14 protein-coding genes and 1 other annotated feature are annotated in these 17,898 nt (G+C 41.6%); of the genes, 13 read left to right on the top strand and 1 reads right to left on the bottom strand.

From position 1 onward, the window contains the following. Nucleotides 1-371 precede the first annotated feature (371 nt). Together ACE4RR_RS10160 and ACE4RR_RS10155 are read left to right on the top strand one after the other, a co-directional pair. A complete protein-coding gene (locus tag ACE4RR_RS10160; protein WP_375535302.1) occupies nt 372-1,664 on the top strand; it encodes an ArsB/NhaD family transporter in 1,293 nt (430 codons plus the stop codon). Nucleotides 1,665-1,751: 87 nt separating this feature from the next. Continuing rightward, nucleotides 1,752-2,438: a DUF421 domain-containing protein gene (locus ACE4RR_RS10155; RefSeq protein WP_375535301.1), complete on the top strand. Its 687-nt coding sequence runs from the start codon at nt 1,752-1,754 to the stop codon at nt 2,436-2,438. Between the two features lie 3 nt (nt 2,439-2,441). Here the strand turns inward: ACE4RR_RS10155 and spoVB are convergent, their stop codons facing one another. Then, nucleotides 2,442-3,980 carry a stage V sporulation protein B gene (gene spoVB, locus ACE4RR_RS10150; RefSeq protein ID WP_375535300.1) on the bottom strand — a complete coding sequence of 513 codons (1,539 nt, stop codon included), beginning with the start codon at nt 3,978-3,980 and terminating at the stop codon, nt 2,442-2,444. Between the two features lie 109 nt (nt 3,981-4,089). On the opposite strand from spoVB, the gene ACE4RR_RS10145 reads away from it, so the two are divergent. The 11 genes from ACE4RR_RS10145 to aspS all read left to right on the top strand — a co-directional run bounded on the left by ACE4RR_RS10145 (nt 4,090) and on the right by aspS (nt 17,570). Further along, nucleotides 4,090-4,410 (top strand): post-transcriptional regulator, encoded by a 321-nt coding sequence (locus tag ACE4RR_RS10145; RefSeq protein ID WP_375535299.1) that lies wholly within the window; start codon nt 4,090-4,092, stop codon nt 4,408-4,410. Nucleotides 4,411-4,631: 221 nt separating this feature from the next. Continuing rightward, nucleotides 4,632-5,933 carry a protein translocase subunit SecD gene (gene secD / locus ACE4RR_RS10140; RefSeq protein WP_375535298.1) on the top strand — a complete coding sequence of 434 codons (1,302 nt, stop codon included), beginning with the start codon at nt 4,632-4,634 and terminating at the stop codon, nt 5,931-5,933. Beyond that, nucleotides 5,923-6,873, top strand: coding sequence for a protein translocase subunit SecF (secF, locus tag ACE4RR_RS10135; protein WP_375535297.1), 951 nt, complete (start codon nt 5,923-5,925; stop codon nt 6,871-6,873). Before secD ends, secF begins: the two co-directional genes overlap by 11 nt. Nucleotides 6,874-6,951: 78 nt before the next feature. Then, entirely contained in the window at nt 6,952-7,851 is a 900-nt protein-coding gene (locus ACE4RR_RS10130; protein ID WP_375535296.1) for a cation diffusion facilitator family transporter, read from the top strand. A 17-nt stretch (nt 7,852-7,868) separates the two neighbouring features. After that, nucleotides 7,869-8,180 carry a LapA family protein gene (locus ACE4RR_RS10125; protein ID WP_375535295.1) on the top strand — a complete coding sequence of 104 codons (312 nt, stop codon included), beginning with the start codon at nt 7,869-7,871 and terminating at the stop codon, nt 8,178-8,180. Nucleotides 8,181-8,249: 69 nt separating this feature from the next. Beyond that, nucleotides 8,250-10,604, top strand: a complete 2,355-nt coding sequence (gene recJ, locus ACE4RR_RS10120) for a single-stranded-DNA-specific exonuclease RecJ (protein WP_375535294.1) — start codon at nt 8,250-8,252, stop codon at nt 10,602-10,604. Next, on the top strand, nt 10,594-11,109 hold the full coding sequence (locus tag ACE4RR_RS10115) for an adenine phosphoribosyltransferase (RefSeq protein WP_375535293.1): 516 nt from the start codon (nt 10,594-10,596) through the stop codon (nt 11,107-11,109). The genes recJ and ACE4RR_RS10115 overlap by 11 nt, the downstream gene beginning before the upstream one ends. Before the next feature lie 297 nt (nt 11,110-11,406). Next, entirely contained in the window at nt 11,407-13,590 is a 2,184-nt protein-coding gene (locus ACE4RR_RS10110; RefSeq protein WP_375535292.1) for a RelA/SpoT family protein, read from the top strand. Nucleotides 13,591-13,616: 26 nt separating this feature from the next. Further along, nucleotides 13,617-14,069: a D-aminoacyl-tRNA deacylase gene (gene dtd, locus ACE4RR_RS10105; protein ID WP_375535291.1), complete on the top strand. Its 453-nt coding sequence runs from the start codon at nt 13,617-13,619 to the stop codon at nt 14,067-14,069. Nucleotides 14,070-14,230: 161 nt separating this feature from the next. Further along, nucleotides 14,231-14,456 (top strand) — a binding site (T-box leader). Between the two features lie 52 nt (nt 14,457-14,508). Then, nucleotides 14,509-15,792, top strand: a complete 1,284-nt coding sequence (hisS, locus tag ACE4RR_RS10100; RefSeq protein ID WP_375535290.1) for a histidine--tRNA ligase — start codon at nt 14,509-14,511, stop codon at nt 15,790-15,792. Next, nucleotides 15,789-17,570, top strand: a complete 1,782-nt coding sequence (aspS, locus tag ACE4RR_RS10095) for an aspartate--tRNA ligase (protein ID WP_375535289.1) — start codon at nt 15,789-15,791, stop codon at nt 17,568-17,570. The genes hisS and aspS overlap by 4 nt, the downstream gene beginning before the upstream one ends. The last annotated feature ends 328 nt before the right edge of the window (nt 17,571-17,898 follow it).

Here is a 17,898-nt window from a genome sequence, read left to right as displayed (position 1 = left end):
GGATTCCGACGATATGATCGACTAAGGAGCAAAATTCTACTACATCATCAGACGAAAAATCAGAACATTCAAGTAGGATAAAGGGGCGGGGCCTGACGGCCTCCACCCCAACAATTGACTTAGAACCTGAAAAAACGAACGCTTCTTCCTTTTGAACCTGGCAACCTGCCAGGTTTTTTGGGATGCCATGCCCGCAACCCCGGAATTCTGAACCAAATTCCGGAGAACCTGTCGCGGCTGCTGCCAGGCATACTTTTCCTTTCTGGACTCGCGCGACAATCCAAGTTTTTCTTTAGATCAATGAGGAATTAGTTCAACTTCCTTTAGAAATACATAGAATGGTACAAACCCTTAAAAGGATGATTGCAGACGTGGAAAGCTTCCTCAGTCTTTTTATATTTACAGCCTGTTATATTCTGCTGATTGCGGAAAAAGGAAACAAAGCATTAATTGCTATTGCTGGTGCTGTGCTGATGGCCGCAGCAGGCGTTGTGGAAATGCAATTAATGTTTACCCGCTACATCGACTGGCATACGATTGCCTTACTTCTGGCTATGATGATGATCGTATCTATCAGTTCTCAGAGCGGGCTGTTTGAATACGCAGCTATTAAATCGGCACAAATTGTCAAGGGCAGGCCCTTACCGCTTCTCTTTTTTCTTTCTGTACTGACAGGTGTTGGATCCGCGTTTTTGAATAATGTCACGACTGTTCTTCTTGTAACTCCCGTAGTTTTCACTATTACGAAAAAACTTCACCTTCAGCCGGTACCTTTTTTGATCGCCATTATCTTATCATCTAATATCGGAGGTACAGCGACTATCATCGGTGATCCTCCGAATTTAATGATAGGTCAGGCGGCAAGAACACTTTTATTCAATGATTTCTTGCTGAATCTAGGTCCACCCGCAGTTTTAATCTTTTTTTCTGTTATCTGTGGCATCTCGATGTATTATAAAAAAGAATTATTAAAGGATGATAAAAAGGAACAAAGACAACAACTGTTAAAGGTTGATGCCAAACGGTATATAAAAAGCATGCCGCTTTTGAAGAAATCATTACTGGTATTACTATTAACGATTAGTGCTTTTCTACTTCAGCCTGTTATAAAAGTTGAATTAACTGCGATTGCAATGGGCGGGGCTTTATTGCTTTTATTTATGACCCAGGAGGAAATCAGTCCGGAAAAAGTTTTCCGGCAGATGGAGTGGACGACAATATTCTTTTTTATTGGGCTGTTTGGATTGATTGGCGGGATTGAAGAAGTCGGATATTTAGAAGAAATTGCAAAGGGGCTTATGTTTCTTACGGAAGGAGACATGATGACTACTTCGATTTCTTTACTATGGATATCGGGATTTGTTTCTGGCTTTGTAGACAACATTCCGTTTGTAGCTGCAATGATTCCCGTTATTCTCGAGTTAGAAAGCTACGGTATATATGATTTGGAGCCGATCTGGTGGTCGCTCGCCCTAGGCGCGTGTCTCGGTGGTAACGCGACTGTTATTGGAGCCACAGCTAATGTCATTGTGGCGGGGCTGGCTGTAAAAGAAGGAAAAGGGTTCTCCTATTTTGATTTCTTAAAGGTGGGAATTCCTGTTGTTATTTTCTCCCTCACCATCTCGACTATCTATATTTATCTTCGCTATCTTATCTTTTATTAATGGTCATTCCTTAACTCAATACATGTTCTAGAAAAGATCGGACAAAATAAAGCAGGAGAGAACAATTCATAAAAGAAGGTGCATCGGGTGGAATTTGGAACAGTTGTATTCCGGACGCTGTTTGCGTATTTTTTTCTGCTTGTCATTTTAAGGCTGATGGGGAAAAGAGAAATAGGCCAGCTCTCTGTACTTGATTTTGTTGTATCTATTATGATTGCTGAGCTTGCCGTGATGTCGATAGAAGATGTGAATGTTCCAATTCGCGATGGAGTAACACCTATCATCGTTTTATCAAGTGTCCAGATTCTTATGGCTTATTTATCATTAAAAAGCCCCAGAATTAGAAGACTTGCAGACGGGAGACCGTCTTTTCTTATTAGAAATGGAGAGATAAACGAAAAAGAAATGAAACGGCAGCGCTATAATTTCGATGATTTACTGATGCAGGTGCGTCAGAAGGATATTAAAAATATTTCGGATGTAGAGTTTGCGATCCTTGAAGCTAATGGCCAGTTGTCTGTTTTTGCAAAAGAAGACGAGGAAAATAAAGAAGGCGACGATGATAAAGAGGATAAAAAGCAGGAAGTTTCATCTTATCCTCTTACCCTGATCGTCGATGGGGAAATACAGGAGGGGGCTTTGAACGAAGCTCAGAAAGATGAATTGTGGCTGAGAAGAGAGCTTAGGAAAGCGAGCATAGAAAGCATTAAAACTGTTTCCTATTGTGTGCTGCGTACAGACGGAACGATGTATATTGACCTAAAAAATGATTAACGGTTATCTCTGCAATAGCTTTTTAATCTGGGTGTATTTAATTGTTCCGGAACCAAGAAGCAGCAGAGAATATATACAGGCAGAAAATAAAGCCGCAGCACTAACTTGAAAAACGAGATTAAAGTCTGTAAACAACAGTTTTCTCGTGAAATCCGCTGTGAACACAGAAACAGCTGCAAGAATTAGAGAAATAAGATTGTATTTACATTCCATCGTAAAGCCGACTGCTTTTGAAACGGTGATAAAATGAAGTAAAGTCACAAGCATCATATTTACTGCGACAGCAATAGCCGCACCTTTAATACCAAAAAAGGGACTTGAGGCAAATATAAATATAAGACCAGCTTTTGTTATAGCGCCGATAAACGTATTGTACATAGCCGCTTTGGCTAGGTTAAGGCCTTGAAGCACAGCCTGCAGAGGCCCCTGGACATATAAAAAGATGCTAAAAGGGGCAAGAATTCTCACCAACGCAGCTGCTTCTGGTGCTTCATACATAACAACCATGATTTCTTTGGCAAAAACGAATAGAAATATTGCAGCGAAGCCTCCGCTTAATATCGCAGTCCTCAGGGTCTGCTTCAAACGTTTTTGAATGATGCCAAATCGCTTGGAAGCAGCAGCTTCACTAACGGAAGGAACAAGTGAAACCGAAAATGAATAGGTAATGAAAGTAGGGAGAAACAGCAGCGGAATTACAAATCCACTCAGCTGCCCGTACTGGGAAGTTGCCACTGCCGTAGCCACCCCGGCTAGGGCAAGACTTTGGGCAATAATAATCGGTTCGAAAAATAATGATATAGAACCGATCAGGCGGCTTCCCGTGGCAGGAAGTGAGATGGCCATTAAGTCATGAAATACACTTCGGCCGCTTTTTAAGAAGCCGAAGAAATTGTCACGCACCTTTAACGTTTTTTTACGTTTGAACTGCCAGAACATAAACAATAAAGATATCAATTCCCCTGTAATAACAGACAGCATAGCTCCTGCCGCAGCAATATGCAGACCATAAGGCATCAGTATCGTTATAAAAACAGCTACCAGGGAGATTCTTACCGTTTGTTCAAGAACCTGTGATACTGCAGGAGGAGTCATATTTTGACGTCCCTGAAAGTAGCCTCTTAAAACAGCAGAAGCCGCTGTGATCGGTATAATTGGAAGAATGGCAAGCATTGGATAATATGCTCGTTCATCTGTTAACAGAAACCCTGAGATTTTAGGAGCTGCTGCAATAAAACCTGTTGTAAACAACACACTTAACGACATCGTAATTGTCATTGATACTACGAGGATCTTCTTCATTCTTACATAATCTTTCTTAAATTCAGCTTCAGCAATCAGTTTTGAAATGGCTACAGGCAGTCCTAATTGTGTTAAAGTAATGATAAGCAGCAGAGTTGGAAAAGCCATCATATATAGTCCTACACCTTCTGCGCCAAGTAATCTGGCGGTTACAATCTTGTTTACAAAGCCCAGCACCCGGGTTATCAGGCCCGCAATAATTAATATGATTGTTCCTTGTAAAAAGGTCTGCTTTTTCATTAGTATTGTTCCCGCCTTTACCAAAGTGAGATGTTGGCATTTATAATATGTATGCGGGACGATTGTACAAGCATGACAAGTTTCCTTATATAAAGGAGGAGAACAGGAAATGGCCTATCAATATGAAGTTTGGAAGGAAGAGGTCTGGCCGGCACTGAAGAGTAAAAAAGAAGAATTTGAGATTCTTGGGTATGGATATGCCAGCGAGGAGGATATTTGGGAAAGCGTTATAGAAAAGCTGAATAAAAATAAGACAGAGCCGAGAATTCATTCATTGGTTAACGGCATTTTGACTTATCGCCTTACTGAGTATATGAATCGTATAACTATTTCTTCGTACCGGGAGGGAGCGGGCTATTCAACGGAAGCTGATTTTGAAGAACTTCTCGGTGATATAGAAAATCACTCTTCGCAAGCGGGCCGTGATTGACATGAAATTATTGACATCAGTATAATTAATATGTTGTTAAAGCATTATTTAAAAGCCATACATAACTTACTTTAAGTGAAGAAGACCATTTAGTTTGAATTTTAATCATGTTTGTTTTATACGGCACGCATGACAGATCGTCTTTTCAAATGATAGTGGCTGTCCTCAATAAGGGCAGCCATCTCCTGTGAACAGACGACTGAAGGAGGATGTAGTCATCAATGGTGAAGAAATGGAGAATTGTTACTTTTTTTGTGATTGTACTGCTGCTTGGAGGCCTTATCTCTCAGACAGCTGGTAGTATTGCAAAAGGAATTAATCTTGGCCTGGATCTCCAGGGTGGTTTTGAAGTACTGTATGAAGTCTCGTCTAATCAAGAGGGCGAGGAAGTAACAGAAGAAACGATGCAGGCTACAGTCAGCTCATTAAATCAGCGAGTGAATGTGCTGGGCGTTTCTGAGCCGAACATAACGATCGAAGGAGATAACAGAATCAGGGTTCAGCTCGCAGGAGTGGAAGATCAGCAGACGGCAAGAGAATTGTTATCGACAGAAGCAGATTTGAGCTTCCGTGATGTGAATGATAAAGAAAGGCTCTCTGGGGATGACCTTCAGGAAAATGGAGCGAGTGTTAACTTTGGTCAATCGAACGAGCCGCTCGTCACAGTCTCGCTGAAAGACGGGGATGCCTTTGGCCAGGTAACGGAAGAAATTATTAACGAATTTCAGCCTCCTAATAATGTTCTAGTCATCTGGCTTGACTATGAAGAAGGAGACAGCTTTGCAGAAGAATCGCAGAAGGAAGATCCGAAATTTTTATCTGCACCTGCAGTGAATGAGCCTCTCTATACAGAAGATATCCAAATTGAAGGTAACTTTGAGATTGAAGAAGCGGAAAATTTATCTGAAATTCTAAACGCTGGCTCTCTTCCCGCTGAATTGGACGAAGTATATTCTAATTCTGTAGGGGCTTCGCTCGGAGAAGAAGCAATGGAAAAAACCATTTTTGCTGGATATATCGGGATAGGATTGATTCTGGCATATATGTTAATTTTTTACAGGTTTATGGGTATTATAGCCTCTGTCACTCTGAGCGGTTACGTTTATCTGGTTTTAGTTATTTTCAACTGGATGCAGGGAGTGTTGACGCTGCCTGGAATAGCTGCCATTATTCTTGGGGTTGGTATGGCTGTTGATGCGAATATTCTCACTTATGAAAGAATTAAAGAAGAACTGCGTGAAGGGAAGTCTGTCTTATCTGCTTTCAAAGCAGGTTCGAGAAGATCATTATCCACTATTATCGATGCTAATATCACCACCATCCTTGCAGCAGGTGTCTTATTTTATTATGGAACAAGCTCTGTACAGGGCTTTGCGGTTATGCTGATCGTCAGTATTCTGACAAGCTTTATCACCGCGGTATTTGGCTCAAGATTACTGCTCGGACTCTGGGTGAAGAGCAGAGTTTTTAATAAAAAACCCCGGGTCTTCGGTGTAAAGGAGAGTGAGATCAATGAATCATAAACGACAGATTCCTTTTGTAAAACACCGCAGGAAGTTTTTCATGATCTCACTGGCTATGTTGGCTGCAGGCATTATTCTACTGTTAACTGCAGGGCTCAACCTTGGAATAGATTTTGAGAGCGGCTCACGTATTGAAATTGGTTCAGATCAGACTTTGACAGAAGAAGAAGTAGAGAATGCATTCTCTGAAGCCGGCAAAGGCTATGAACCGGATGACGTGACACTTGCCGGTGAGAATAATGAAATGGCTCAGGCCCGCTTCATCGGAGCACTTACGCAGGAAGAAATTGCTGAGATACAAACCTATTTTACTGAAGAGTACGGAGAGGAACCAAATGTAAGCACCGTATCTCCCCAGGTGGGACAGGAGCTGGCGCTGAATGCATTAACTTCTGTTCTTATAGCTTCAATCGGTATTATAATTTATATATCGATACGATTTCAGTTTCTTTATGGTGTGGCCGCGATAGTTGCGCTGCTGCACGATGCATTTTTTATAATTGTGTTTTTCAGTCTGCTGCAAATTGAAGTTAATGTCCCGTTTATTGCAGCAGTGCTGACCATCGTAGGTTACTCAATTAATGACACGATTGTCACGTTCGACCGAATTCGAGAAAACATGAATAAAGCACCTCGGCTTGAGACCTTTGAACACTTAAGCGGGGTAGTCGATATGAGCTTAAATCAGACACTTACTCGATCCATAAATACTGTACTTACAGTCGTTTTAGCTGCCTCTGCATTATTTATTTTCGGAGGCGAAGCAATACGTTCTTTTGCACTTGCCTTATTGATAGGATTAATCGCGGGCACATATTCTTCAATTTTTCTTGCTGCCCAGATTTGGTCTGTTTGGGAATGGAGGCGCCTGAAAAAGAAGCGGGAAAAAGGAGAAGATGAGGACGAGGAAGAAGAGCATGAACTCTATCCAGAGAGGTAGAGAAGAGGCCATGGTGGATACCATGGCCTCTTTATGCAAAAGGTAAGAACAGGTACTTGAAGCAGTGGAGGTAGCGTCATGAATAGTTTTGAACAAACAAGATATAAAATGATTCGCCGTGGAGCAGTTATCGGAATCATAGGAAATATATTACTTGCCATTATAAAAGGGTGGGCAGGAATCGTTGCTGACAGCAGAGCTCTTGTTGCTGACGCGGTGCATTCTGCTTCTGATGTCGTCAGTTCGATCGCAGTTATGATCGGCATACGCGCGGCAAATCTTCCACCTGATAAAGACCACCCTTACGGCCATGGAAAAGCAGAAACTCTGACTGCAATTATTGTTGCTGTGCTTTTGTTTATCGTTGGGTTTGAAATTGGACTGAATGCAGTAAAAGATGCAGGAGAGCCTGTGGCTGTTCCTAAGACGATTGCACTTTATGCTGTCGTTTTCTCCATTGCTGCGAAAGAAGCGATGTTTCGATATAAACATTATTTGGGTAAAAAGTATAGAAGTGAAGCCATTATTACAGATGCCTGGCATCACCGGTCTGACGTGTTCTCATCACTTGCTGCACTTGCTGGAATTGGCGCTACCATACTTGGGGATAAAGCAGGAATTTCCTGGATGCTTTATGGAGACCTGGCTGCTGGTCTGATTGTTTCCATTATGATTATGAAGATGGCATGGGACTTAGGTACAGATTCAATTCACAACGTGCTAGATCATGTTTTACATTCAGAGGATACAGTCGAGATGAGAAGGCAGGCAGCAAATGTTGAAGGTGTAATGCAAATAGATGAATTACTTGCCCGCGAACATGGTCATTATGTTATTGTTGATATTAAACTTTCCGTAGATCCATTGATTACAGTAGAAGAGGGGCATGCAATCGGGAAACAGGTTAAGGAAACTTTACTTGCTGATAAGAATGTGAAGGATGTTTTTGTGCATGTAAACCCCTATACTAAAAATTAACTGTAGGAGGAGAAACTATGAAAGGGCAGTCCGTATTAATACTTGGTCTTATCGCAGCTATTGTCATATCTATTTTTGCAGTTATTAACGTAGACAATGTATCTGTAAACTATATGTTCGGTGAAGCGGAATGGCCATTAATTCTTGTCATTCTCGGCTCTGTCTTAATGGGAGCAATCGTAGCAGGCTCACTTGCCTTAATGAAAATTTACCGGCTTCGCCAGGAACTTCGCCAAGTAAAAAAACAAGTGCCTGTTTCAGCTTCAAAGACAAGATCAGGTACTGAAAGACGATCATCCGCTCCGGAAAATGAAAAGACAAACGTGTAAAGATATGCTAATAAGATTGTCACCCCTTTCCCCCTTTAGTATAATTAGGTGGGTTAAAGGGGTGTTATTATGTTAAAGCCAAAGACGAGATGGAATGTAGCACACGTTGATGAAACAGCCAGCAGCCATATGCAGCAAGAATTGAAAATTTCCACACTGACAGCAAAAATGCTTTGTTCTCGCGGTATCACATCCATTGAAGCCGCTAAAGATTTTTTGTCCGCAGACACAGCAAACGCACACGACCCTTTCCTGATGGATGGAATGTCTGAGGCAGTAGATAGAATCAGACGAGCGATAGATCGAAATGAAAAGATACTTATCTTTGGGGATTATGACGCAGACGGAGTGTCGAGTACAACTATAATGATAATGCTCCTCCAGGAACTGAAAGCGGATTTTGGGTGGTATATTCCTAACCGGTTTACAGAAGGCTATGGTCCCAATATTCCTGCATTCCGCAAAGCAAAAGAAGAAGGAGCCGGATTAATAATAACGGTAGACACCGGAATTGCAGCGGTAGAACCTATTAACACTGCTAAAGAATTAGGAATGGATGTGATTGTGACTGATCACCATGAACCCCCTCCTCAGCTTCCAGATGCTTATTGTATTATTAATCCTAAAAAACCTGGCTGTATGTATCCCTTTAAAGAACTTGCAGGAGCAGGGGTAGCATTTAAGCTCGCTCAAGCGCTGTTAGGCAGTTTTCCCGAACATATACTAGACATATTTACAATCGGTACCATTAGTGACCTTGTTCCATTGCTCGATGAAAATAGAGCGCTTGTAAAGGAAGGTCTAAAAAAATTGTCCAGTTCAGATAAGCCAGGTATAAAAGCGTTAAAGAAAATATGCAGCATTGATGGAGAAACAATTGAAGAGGAGCATGTCGGATTTGCGATGGGGCCGAGAATAAATGCGGCGGGCAGAATGGAGGCAGCAGATCCGGCTGTCCATCTGCTTAATTCGACTTCCATGGATGAAGCTGATGAATGGGCTGATATGATTAATAACTTAAATAAAGAGCGGCAGAAAGTTGTTAATGAAATGACGAAAGAAGCTGTAGAAGTAGTAGAAACTCATTACCCGCCTGAATCGAACAATTTTTTAATCATTGGAAAAGAAGGCTGGAATCCGGGGGTCATCGGTATTGTCGCTTCAAGACTTGTAGAACGCTTCTACAGGCCGGTGATAGTATTATCGATCGATGAGGATGCAGGGACCGCAAAAGGTTCTGCAAGGAGTATTGAAGGCTTTGATATGTTTCAGGAATTATCTAAAAACAGAGAGCTGCTCCCGCACTTTGGGGGCCATCCAATGGCTGCCGGGCTGACAATGAGTACAGAACATGTAGATGAGCTGAGAAAAAAAATGAGCGATCAGGCTGGTGCCGTTCTTTCTGCTGATGATTTCATACCATCTACTAAAATTGACTTCGCTGTTACGCTTCAGGAAATTAATCTCCAGTCAGTGGAGGAATTAAACAAATTGGCGCCATACGGTATTGGAAATCCCAAGCCGGCGTTTGCCATTAAAGGTATAAATATCGCTTCCTTTAAAAAAATAGGCAGTGAAAAGAATCATCTCAAGCTCGGATTTGAATCGGAAGGAAAGAATCTTGATTGTGTAGGCTTCCATCTCGGTCATCTCGCTGATCAGTTAACTGAAAAATCCACTGCAGAAGCCGTGGGTGAATTATCAATTAATGAATGGAACGGCTTCAGAAAGCCTCAGCTTTTCTTGAAGGATATAGCAATTGTAGATTGGCAGTTGTTTGATAAACGAAAAGACAAAGATGTGATCAGTGCAATTAAAGAAATTCCTGCGGAAACAGCTATTATTCTTGCATTTAAAGAAAAAACCGCTAGAGTTCTGGCAGACAAGCTGCCCGATTATGAAATAAACAGCTCAGAATCAGCAAAGAAAAATATTATTATAGCCGATATGCCTGCTTCTCTTGAAGAGTTTGAAAATACTGCAGGAATGCTGCAGGGTGCAGAGAAAATCTTTATCTTTTTTCATGAGAAAGAAGATGTTTATTTTCAAATGAGTCCCGGCAGAGAACATTTTAAATGGTATTATGCATTCCTAAAAAAGCGGGGCACCTTTGAGCTAGAGAAGTATGGCAAAGAGCTGGCAAAAAGGAAAGGCTGGCTCCCGGAAACGGTCAAATTTATGACAAAAGTGTTTTTTGAGCTTGGGTTTGTTAAAATAGATAACGGTGTTCTGACTGTCGTAGAGCAGGCAGAACGGAAAGATCTCTCGGAATCGGCCAGCTATGTAAGATTCTTGAAAAAAAGAGAGGCGGAAAAAGAGCTGCTCTATTCAAGCTACAGTCAATTAAAGAGCCGTCTGCATCCGTTATTAGAGCCTGATCACGAGCATTCAGACATAAAGGAGAAGGTAGGGAATGGATTTTAAAGATTATATTACTGTTGTTCAGGATTACCCAAAAGAAGGCATCCGCTTTAAAGATATTACTACCTTAATGCAAGATGGACCTGCTTACAAACAGGCAATTGATGAAATGACTGCTTATGCATCCGCACAGAATATTGATGTAGTAGTTGGCCCCGAAGCAAGAGGATTTGTTGTCGGCTGTCCGATCGCGTACGCTTTGAAAAAAGGTTTTGTGCCTGTGAGAAAAAAAGGGAAGCTGCCTCGTGAAACTGTCGATGCTGATTATGGACTAGAGTATGGGAAGGATACTTTGTCTCTGCATAATGATGCTATCACACCAGGACAGCGAGTGCTTATCACAGATGATCTCCTTGCCACGGGCGGTACGATAAATGCAACAATTAAATTGGTTGAGGAGCTCGGCGGAGAAGTAGCCTGCCTTGCCTTTTTAATTGAACTTTCTTATTTGAATGGACGCGGGAAGCTTGGAGAATACGATATTTTCTCTCTAGTTACGTTCGATTAAGAATACAGCATTGGTTCTTAAAAGTGCTCAAAACGAGCGCTTTTTGTTTTACCTCCCAAAAATATCCGCACTTGAAAAAGCAAGGCAGCGCAACAAAGGCATTTTTCAATTGCCAAGTATTTTGTTGACAAGCCAAAATTTTCTTTACATACCTTCATTTTACTTTTCTGTTCATTCGTTTTTACCTCAAGGTTGATTTTTCAAATACAGAACGGAACCGCAAGGCTTTACATCAATGCAGATTTTAAAGATAATATAAAGAAATAATGATATTAGAAAGGCATGCAGGGTGATTTCATGACCATAGATGAAGTGTTGGAACTTGCACGAAAATATCTTCCTGACGATGATGTTGCTTTTTTGGAACGAGCCTACAAATATTCTGAAGAAGCCCATAAGGATCAATATAGAAAGTCAGGAGAGCCATATATCCTTCATCCTGTTCAAGTGGCCGGTATCCTTGTAGAGCTTGAGATGGATCCGGACACGATTGCTGCTGCATTTTTGCATGACGTTGTGGAGGATACAGATGTTACTGTCGACGATCTCAGAGGGAATTTTAATGACGAAGTAGCAATGCTAGTCGATGGGGTTACAAAACTGAAAAAAATAAAATATAAATCAAAGGAAGAGCAGCAGGCAGAGAATCATCGTAAAATGGTAGTGGCAATGGCGAAGGATATCCGCGTCATTTTGATAAAGCTGGCAGACCGGCTTCATAATATGCGGACGTTAAAGCATCTGCCTCCGGATAAACAACGAAGAATATCTAATGAAACTTTGGAAATATTTGCGCCGCTTGCACACCGGCTGGGAATTTCCACTATCAAATGGGAGCTGGAGGATACCGCACTTCGATATATGGATCCACAGCAGTATTATCGCATCGTTAATCTAATGAAACAAAAACGTGCGGAAAGAGAACAATATATTGAAGAAGTCATCGGAAATATAAAGTCGAGCTTAAATGATATAAACATTGAAGGCGAAATATATGGACGTCCCAAGCATATTTACAGTATTTACAGGAAGATGGTGAAGCATAAAAAGCAGTTCAACGAGATCTATGATCTGCTGGCAGTCCGAATTATAGTCCGGAGCATAAAAGACTGCTATGCGGTGCTCGGTATTATCCATACGTGCTGGAAGCCGATGCCGGGGCGTTTTAAAGACTATATTGCTATGCCAAAAGCAAACATGTATCAATCCCTGCATACTACTGTAATTGGACCAAAAGGAGAACCCCTTGAAGTACAGATACGTTCGGAAGATATGCATCGTGTCGCTGAGTTCGGGGTGGCAGCTCACTGGGCGTACAAAGAAGATACGAGTGCAGCTTCCGGAAAGAAATCTCTTGAGGATAAACTTACGTGGTTCCGGGAGATATTAGAATGGCAGAATGACACCTCCAATGCACAAGAATTTATGGAATCATTGAAAATAGATTTATTCTCAGATATGGTTTTTGTTTTTACGCCGAAGGGGGATGTAATAGAACTGCCGCGCGGATCGGTCCCATTGGATTTTGCATACCGGATCCATACGGAAATCGGCAATAGGACGATCGGAGCGAAGGTGAACGGAAAAATGGTTCCGCTTGATTACCAGCTGAATACGGGTGATATTGTGGAAATGCTTACTTCCAAGCATTCATACGGACCGAGTCAGGACTGGTTGAAGCTGACCCAAAGTTCGCACGCTAAAAATAAAATAAAACAGTTTTTTAAGAAAGAACGCCGCGAGGAAAATGTTCAGAAGGGCAGGGAAATGCTTGAAAAAGAGCTGAAAGCCCAGGATTTCGATCCAAAAGACATTTTAACATCAGAAAACAAAAAGGAAGCCGCTGATAAGTTCAGTTTCACCGGAGAAGAGGATATGTTTGCTGCTGTCGGCTATAATGGCGTCAGCCCTAAACAGATTGTCACAAGACTGACAGATAAATACCGTCAGGAGAAAGAAAAAGCGGAAGAAGAAAAATCAGTAGCCGAAGCAGTAAAGGACGTTACTACCCATACTGCTTCAAAGAAGACAAGCACCGGGGTAAGAGTCAAAGGAGTAGACAATCTGCTGATTCGATTGTCTAAGTGCTGTAATCCTGTGCCGGGTGATGACATTATTGGATTTATTACGAAAGGCCGAGGTGTCTCCATCCATCGGACAGATTGTCCGAATGTTACTAATGAAGAAGCTAAACAGCGGCTATTGCCAGTAGAATGGGAAGGCTCGATTGAAAAGAAAAAAAATTATAACGTTGATATTGAAATCACAGGTTATGACCGACGGGGACTGTTAAATGAAGTGCTGCAGTCAGTTACGGAAACTAGAACTAATATTATTGCAGTCAGCGGCCGGGCGGATAAAAATAAAATGGCAGTTATTGATTTAACCATTTCCATTCATAACATTGATCATTTACACCGAGTAGTAGAGAAAATAAAAAGACTGCCGGATCTTTATTCTGTGAGAAGAGTTATGCACTAAGGAAATATAAGAAAGGAAGAAACAGCATGAGAGTGATTTTACAGCGGGTGCTGAATGGGAACTGTGAAGTCGAAGGTTCAACAACAGGCTCGATTCGCAGCGGCCTGGTGGCTCTTGTCGGCTTCACACATAAAGACACAGATAAGGATCTTCAATGGATGACCGATAAAATAATAAACCTTCGAATTTTTGAAGATAAAACAGGAAAGATGAACCATTCTTTATTGGATATTGAAGGTGAAATATTATCGATCTCCCAATTTACTTTGTACGGGGAGTGCAGAAAAGGGAGAAGACCGAACTTTATGAACGCAGCCCCGCCGGAAACAGCTGAACCGCTATATCATGCTTTTAATAAAAAATTGTCCGAAAACGGTGTCAACGTCAAGACCGGAGAATTCGGAAAAATGATGAACATTTCACTTACGAATAACGGACCGGTTACACTGGTGCTCGACAGCCCTTATTCAGCTGAATAATTATGAAGAATACAGTGAAAAACCATAAACGCTGCACATTGGTTTTTGGAACTTTGATAAATATAATTTCCATTCGTTAGAACTTTTTGTGGAAACATTTCAATTGTCAGGTTGACAATCGACTCATTCATTCGTAAGATTAATATCAGTTAAATGAGAAGTTATTGCTGAGGACGGAGAAAGTACGCAGTGATATGCCGCGTTTCAGAGAGAACTGCCCCATGGCTGCAAGCAGTTTACGCGCGACCTGCGGAAAGACACTTCACAGGCTTTGTTTTGAACTTAAATTACGAGTAGGAACAAACGTACAACAGGCGTTAACTGTTCTAAGCGGAAGCATTTGGCTTCAATTAGGGTGGCACCACGGGTTAAAGGCTCGTCCCTCACATAGATGAGGGACGGGTTTTTTTATTTCTGCTTATTTGAAAGGAGAGAGGACATGGACATTCGTATTCCAAGAGGAACGCAGGATATTCTTCCACAGGAAGCAGGGATTTGGCAATTTATTGATCAAAAAATACATGATATTTGTGCACGTTACAATTATCGTGAAATCCGCACACCGATATTTGAACAAACGGAGCTATTTCAAAGAAGTGTCGGGGATACTACTGATATAGTGCAAAAGGAAATGTACACTTTTAAGGACAGAGGTGACAGAAGCCTTACACTTCGTCCTGAAGGAACCGCTTCTGTCGTCAGGTCCTATGTAGAAAATAAAATGTTTGGAAGTGCGCAGCAGCCTGAAAAACTTTACTATGTTGGTCCGATGTTTCGATATGAACGGCCCCAATCTGGAAGAATGCGGCAGTTTGTACAGTTTGGTGTCGAAGCTATAGGAAGCTCCGACCCTGCCATTGATGCAGAGGTAATTGCGCTTTCTATGGAATTTTACAGGGAAATTGGTTTAAAAGGGTTAAAGCTTGTATTGAATAGTCTAGGAGATAAAGAAAGCAGGACGGCACATAGAGATGCGCTGATTAATCATTTTGAACCTTATATAGAAGAATTCTGCAGTGATTGTCAACAAAGGCTCAAAAAAAACCCTCTCCGCATTCTTGACTGCAAAAAAGACAAAGATAATCCGTTAATGGATACAGCTCCATCGATTTTAGATTATCTTAATGAGGAGTCACAAAATTATTTTGAGACAGTAAAGGATCTACTAAGCAAAATGGATATTGACTATGTTATCGATCCTGGTTTAGTGAGAGGGCTGGATTATTATAATAATACTGCCTTTGAGATCATGATAGAGGGAGAAGGGTTCGGAGCGATTACGACTTTAATGGGAGGCGGACGTTACAACGGTCTGGTTGAAGAAATGGGTGGACCAGAATCACCGGGAATTGGTTTTGCATTAAGCATTGAGAGACTAATAATGGCATTGAAGACTCAGGATGCGTTACCTGAGCTGCAGGAAGGTATTGATATTTATCTTGCAGCAATTGGGGATGCATCTTCACAGGCTGCTTCAGAACTTTTGTTTGACCTTCGCAGAGCAGGGGTTAAAGCTGATAAAGATTACATGAATAAAAAGCTGAAAGCTCAATTTAAAGCAGCTGACCGCTTAAATGCAAAATATACAGCAGTACTGGGAGATAACGAGAGACTCGCAGGGAAAATCACTCTCAAAGAAATGAAAAGCGGAGAGCAGATGGAAATCTCACTCAAGGATTTCCCAGAACACATGAAAAGTTTACTCAGGGAGGATGCAAGATGATAGGACGTACACATTATTGTGGAGAAATTTCAGAAGGATTGATTGGAGAAAACGTAGAATTAAAAGGCTGGGCCCAGACAAGGCGTGATCTTGGTCAGGTTATTTTTATAGACATGCGTGACAGAAGTGGAATTGTACAGATTGTAGCGGATCCGGAAACCTCTGAAGACGCACTGTTGGTTGCTGATAAAGTGCGGAATGAATATGTGATTCATGTAAAAGGTACCGTAGTGAAAAGAGATGAAGAAACGTATAATGAAAATATTGCAAATGGCACGGTAGAAGTGAAAGTAGAAGAAATCAGTGTGTTAAATTCATCTAAGCCGCTCCCCTTCCAAATAGAAGGGGGTGCTGATGTTTCGGAGGATGTACGTCTGCGCTACCGCTATCTAGATTTGCGCCGGCCGTCGATGAGAGATACATTTAAGCTGCGTCATCAAACAACAAAAATGATTAGAGATTTTCTGGATGAATACAATTTTTATGAAGTAGAAACACCTATGCTCACAAAAAGCACCCCGGAAGGAGCGCGTGATTATCTTGTGCCGAGCAGGGTTCATCATGGTGAATTCTATGCACTGCCTCAATCTCCACAACTTTTCAAGCAGCTGTTAATGGTCTCCGGTTTTGAACGTTACTATCAAATAGTACGCTGCTTTCGTGACGAGGATCTGCGCGCAGACCGACAGCCTGAATTTACTCAGGTCGATATAGAAACATCCTTTATGGATAAAGAGGATCTGCTTGCGATGATGGAAAAAATGATGGCAGCGATCTTGAAAAAAACAAAAGATTTAAATATTGAAACTGATTTTCCGCGATTAACATATGACGAAGCAATGAACCGGTATGGTTCTGACAAACCGGATACACGCTTTGAAATGGAATTAATTGAGCTGTCACACATTGTGAAAGACAGTGATTTTAAAGTATTTGCGAATGCTGTAAAAAGCGGGGGAATTGTAAAAGGGTTAAATGTTAAAGGAGTCGCCAATAAAATGTCACGGAAGGAAATTGATGATCTTGCTGATTTTGTGGCTATTTATGGGGCGAAAGGTCTCGCCTGGCTGAAAGTAGAAGAAGACAGCCTGAAAGGACCTATTGCTAAGTTCTTCTCGAAAGAAGAAACTGCTGCAATTAGAGAAGCGCTGAAGGCTGAGGCGGGGGATCTCTTGTTTTTTGGGGCAGACAAGAAAAGCGTTGTATTTGATTCAATGGGAGCTCTCCGCTTAAAGTTTGGAAAAGAGCTTGGACTTATTGATGAAAGTAAATTCAACTTTTTGTGGGTGACAGAATTTCCACTAATGGAATTTGACGAAGAATCAAATCGGTACGTGGCAATGCACCATCCATTTACCCGCCCGCTTGAAGAAGATATGAAGCTTCTAGAAGAACATCCTGAGAGTGTGCGGGCTGAGGCCTATGATCTTGTTTTAAATGGATATGAGCTTGGAGGAGGTTCACAGCGTATTTTCGAAAGAGACCTTCAGGAAAAAATGTTCCAATCGCTTGGTTTCAGTAAAGTGGAAGCAGAAAATCAATTTGGATTTCTGCTGAATGCCTTTGATTTCGGGACTCCTCCGCATGGAGGAATTGCCCTTGGTCTGGATCGCCTGGTTATGCTGCTTGCAGGCCGCTCAAATTTGAGAGATACGATCGCATTTCCTAAGACAGCCAGTGCAAGTGATCCTTTAACAGGAGCGCCAGGCCCGGTGAGCGAAGCGCAGTTAAATGAATTAAATCTTGAAATAACCTCTTTTGAAGAAGAGGAAGAGTAGTAGTTAAGATGGACGGGGCTGTATCAAAAGCCCTTAACGTAAAATACCATGGACGCCATCCCTCTAGATGGTTGACCATGGTATTTTTTTAAGAATAAGAAAGCATATCTTTGCTTTAATGAAGGAGTATAGAATTTATTGATTTCATCCCTGCAGGCGGCCGCTTTCCGTGGGGCTTGTTTTCAATTAATTCATCCTCAGCGAAGCTTTGTCAGAATGGATTTTCAGACGGTGCCGTTCCCACGACGCACAGGACGTGCTAGTGTCGAGTTTTGGCCCAGGATGTGGGCCAAATAAAACCCGGAGGGCGGCCATAAGTTGGTAAATA

Origin of the sequence: Alteribacillus sp. HJP-4, assembly GCF_042139015.1 — a bacterium.
GTDB lineage: Bacteria > Bacillota > Bacilli > Bacillales > Marinococcaceae > JBHIKY01.
The sequence above is the reverse complement of the archived record's forward strand: the minus strand, read 5'-3'. Positions and strand labels throughout refer to the sequence as shown.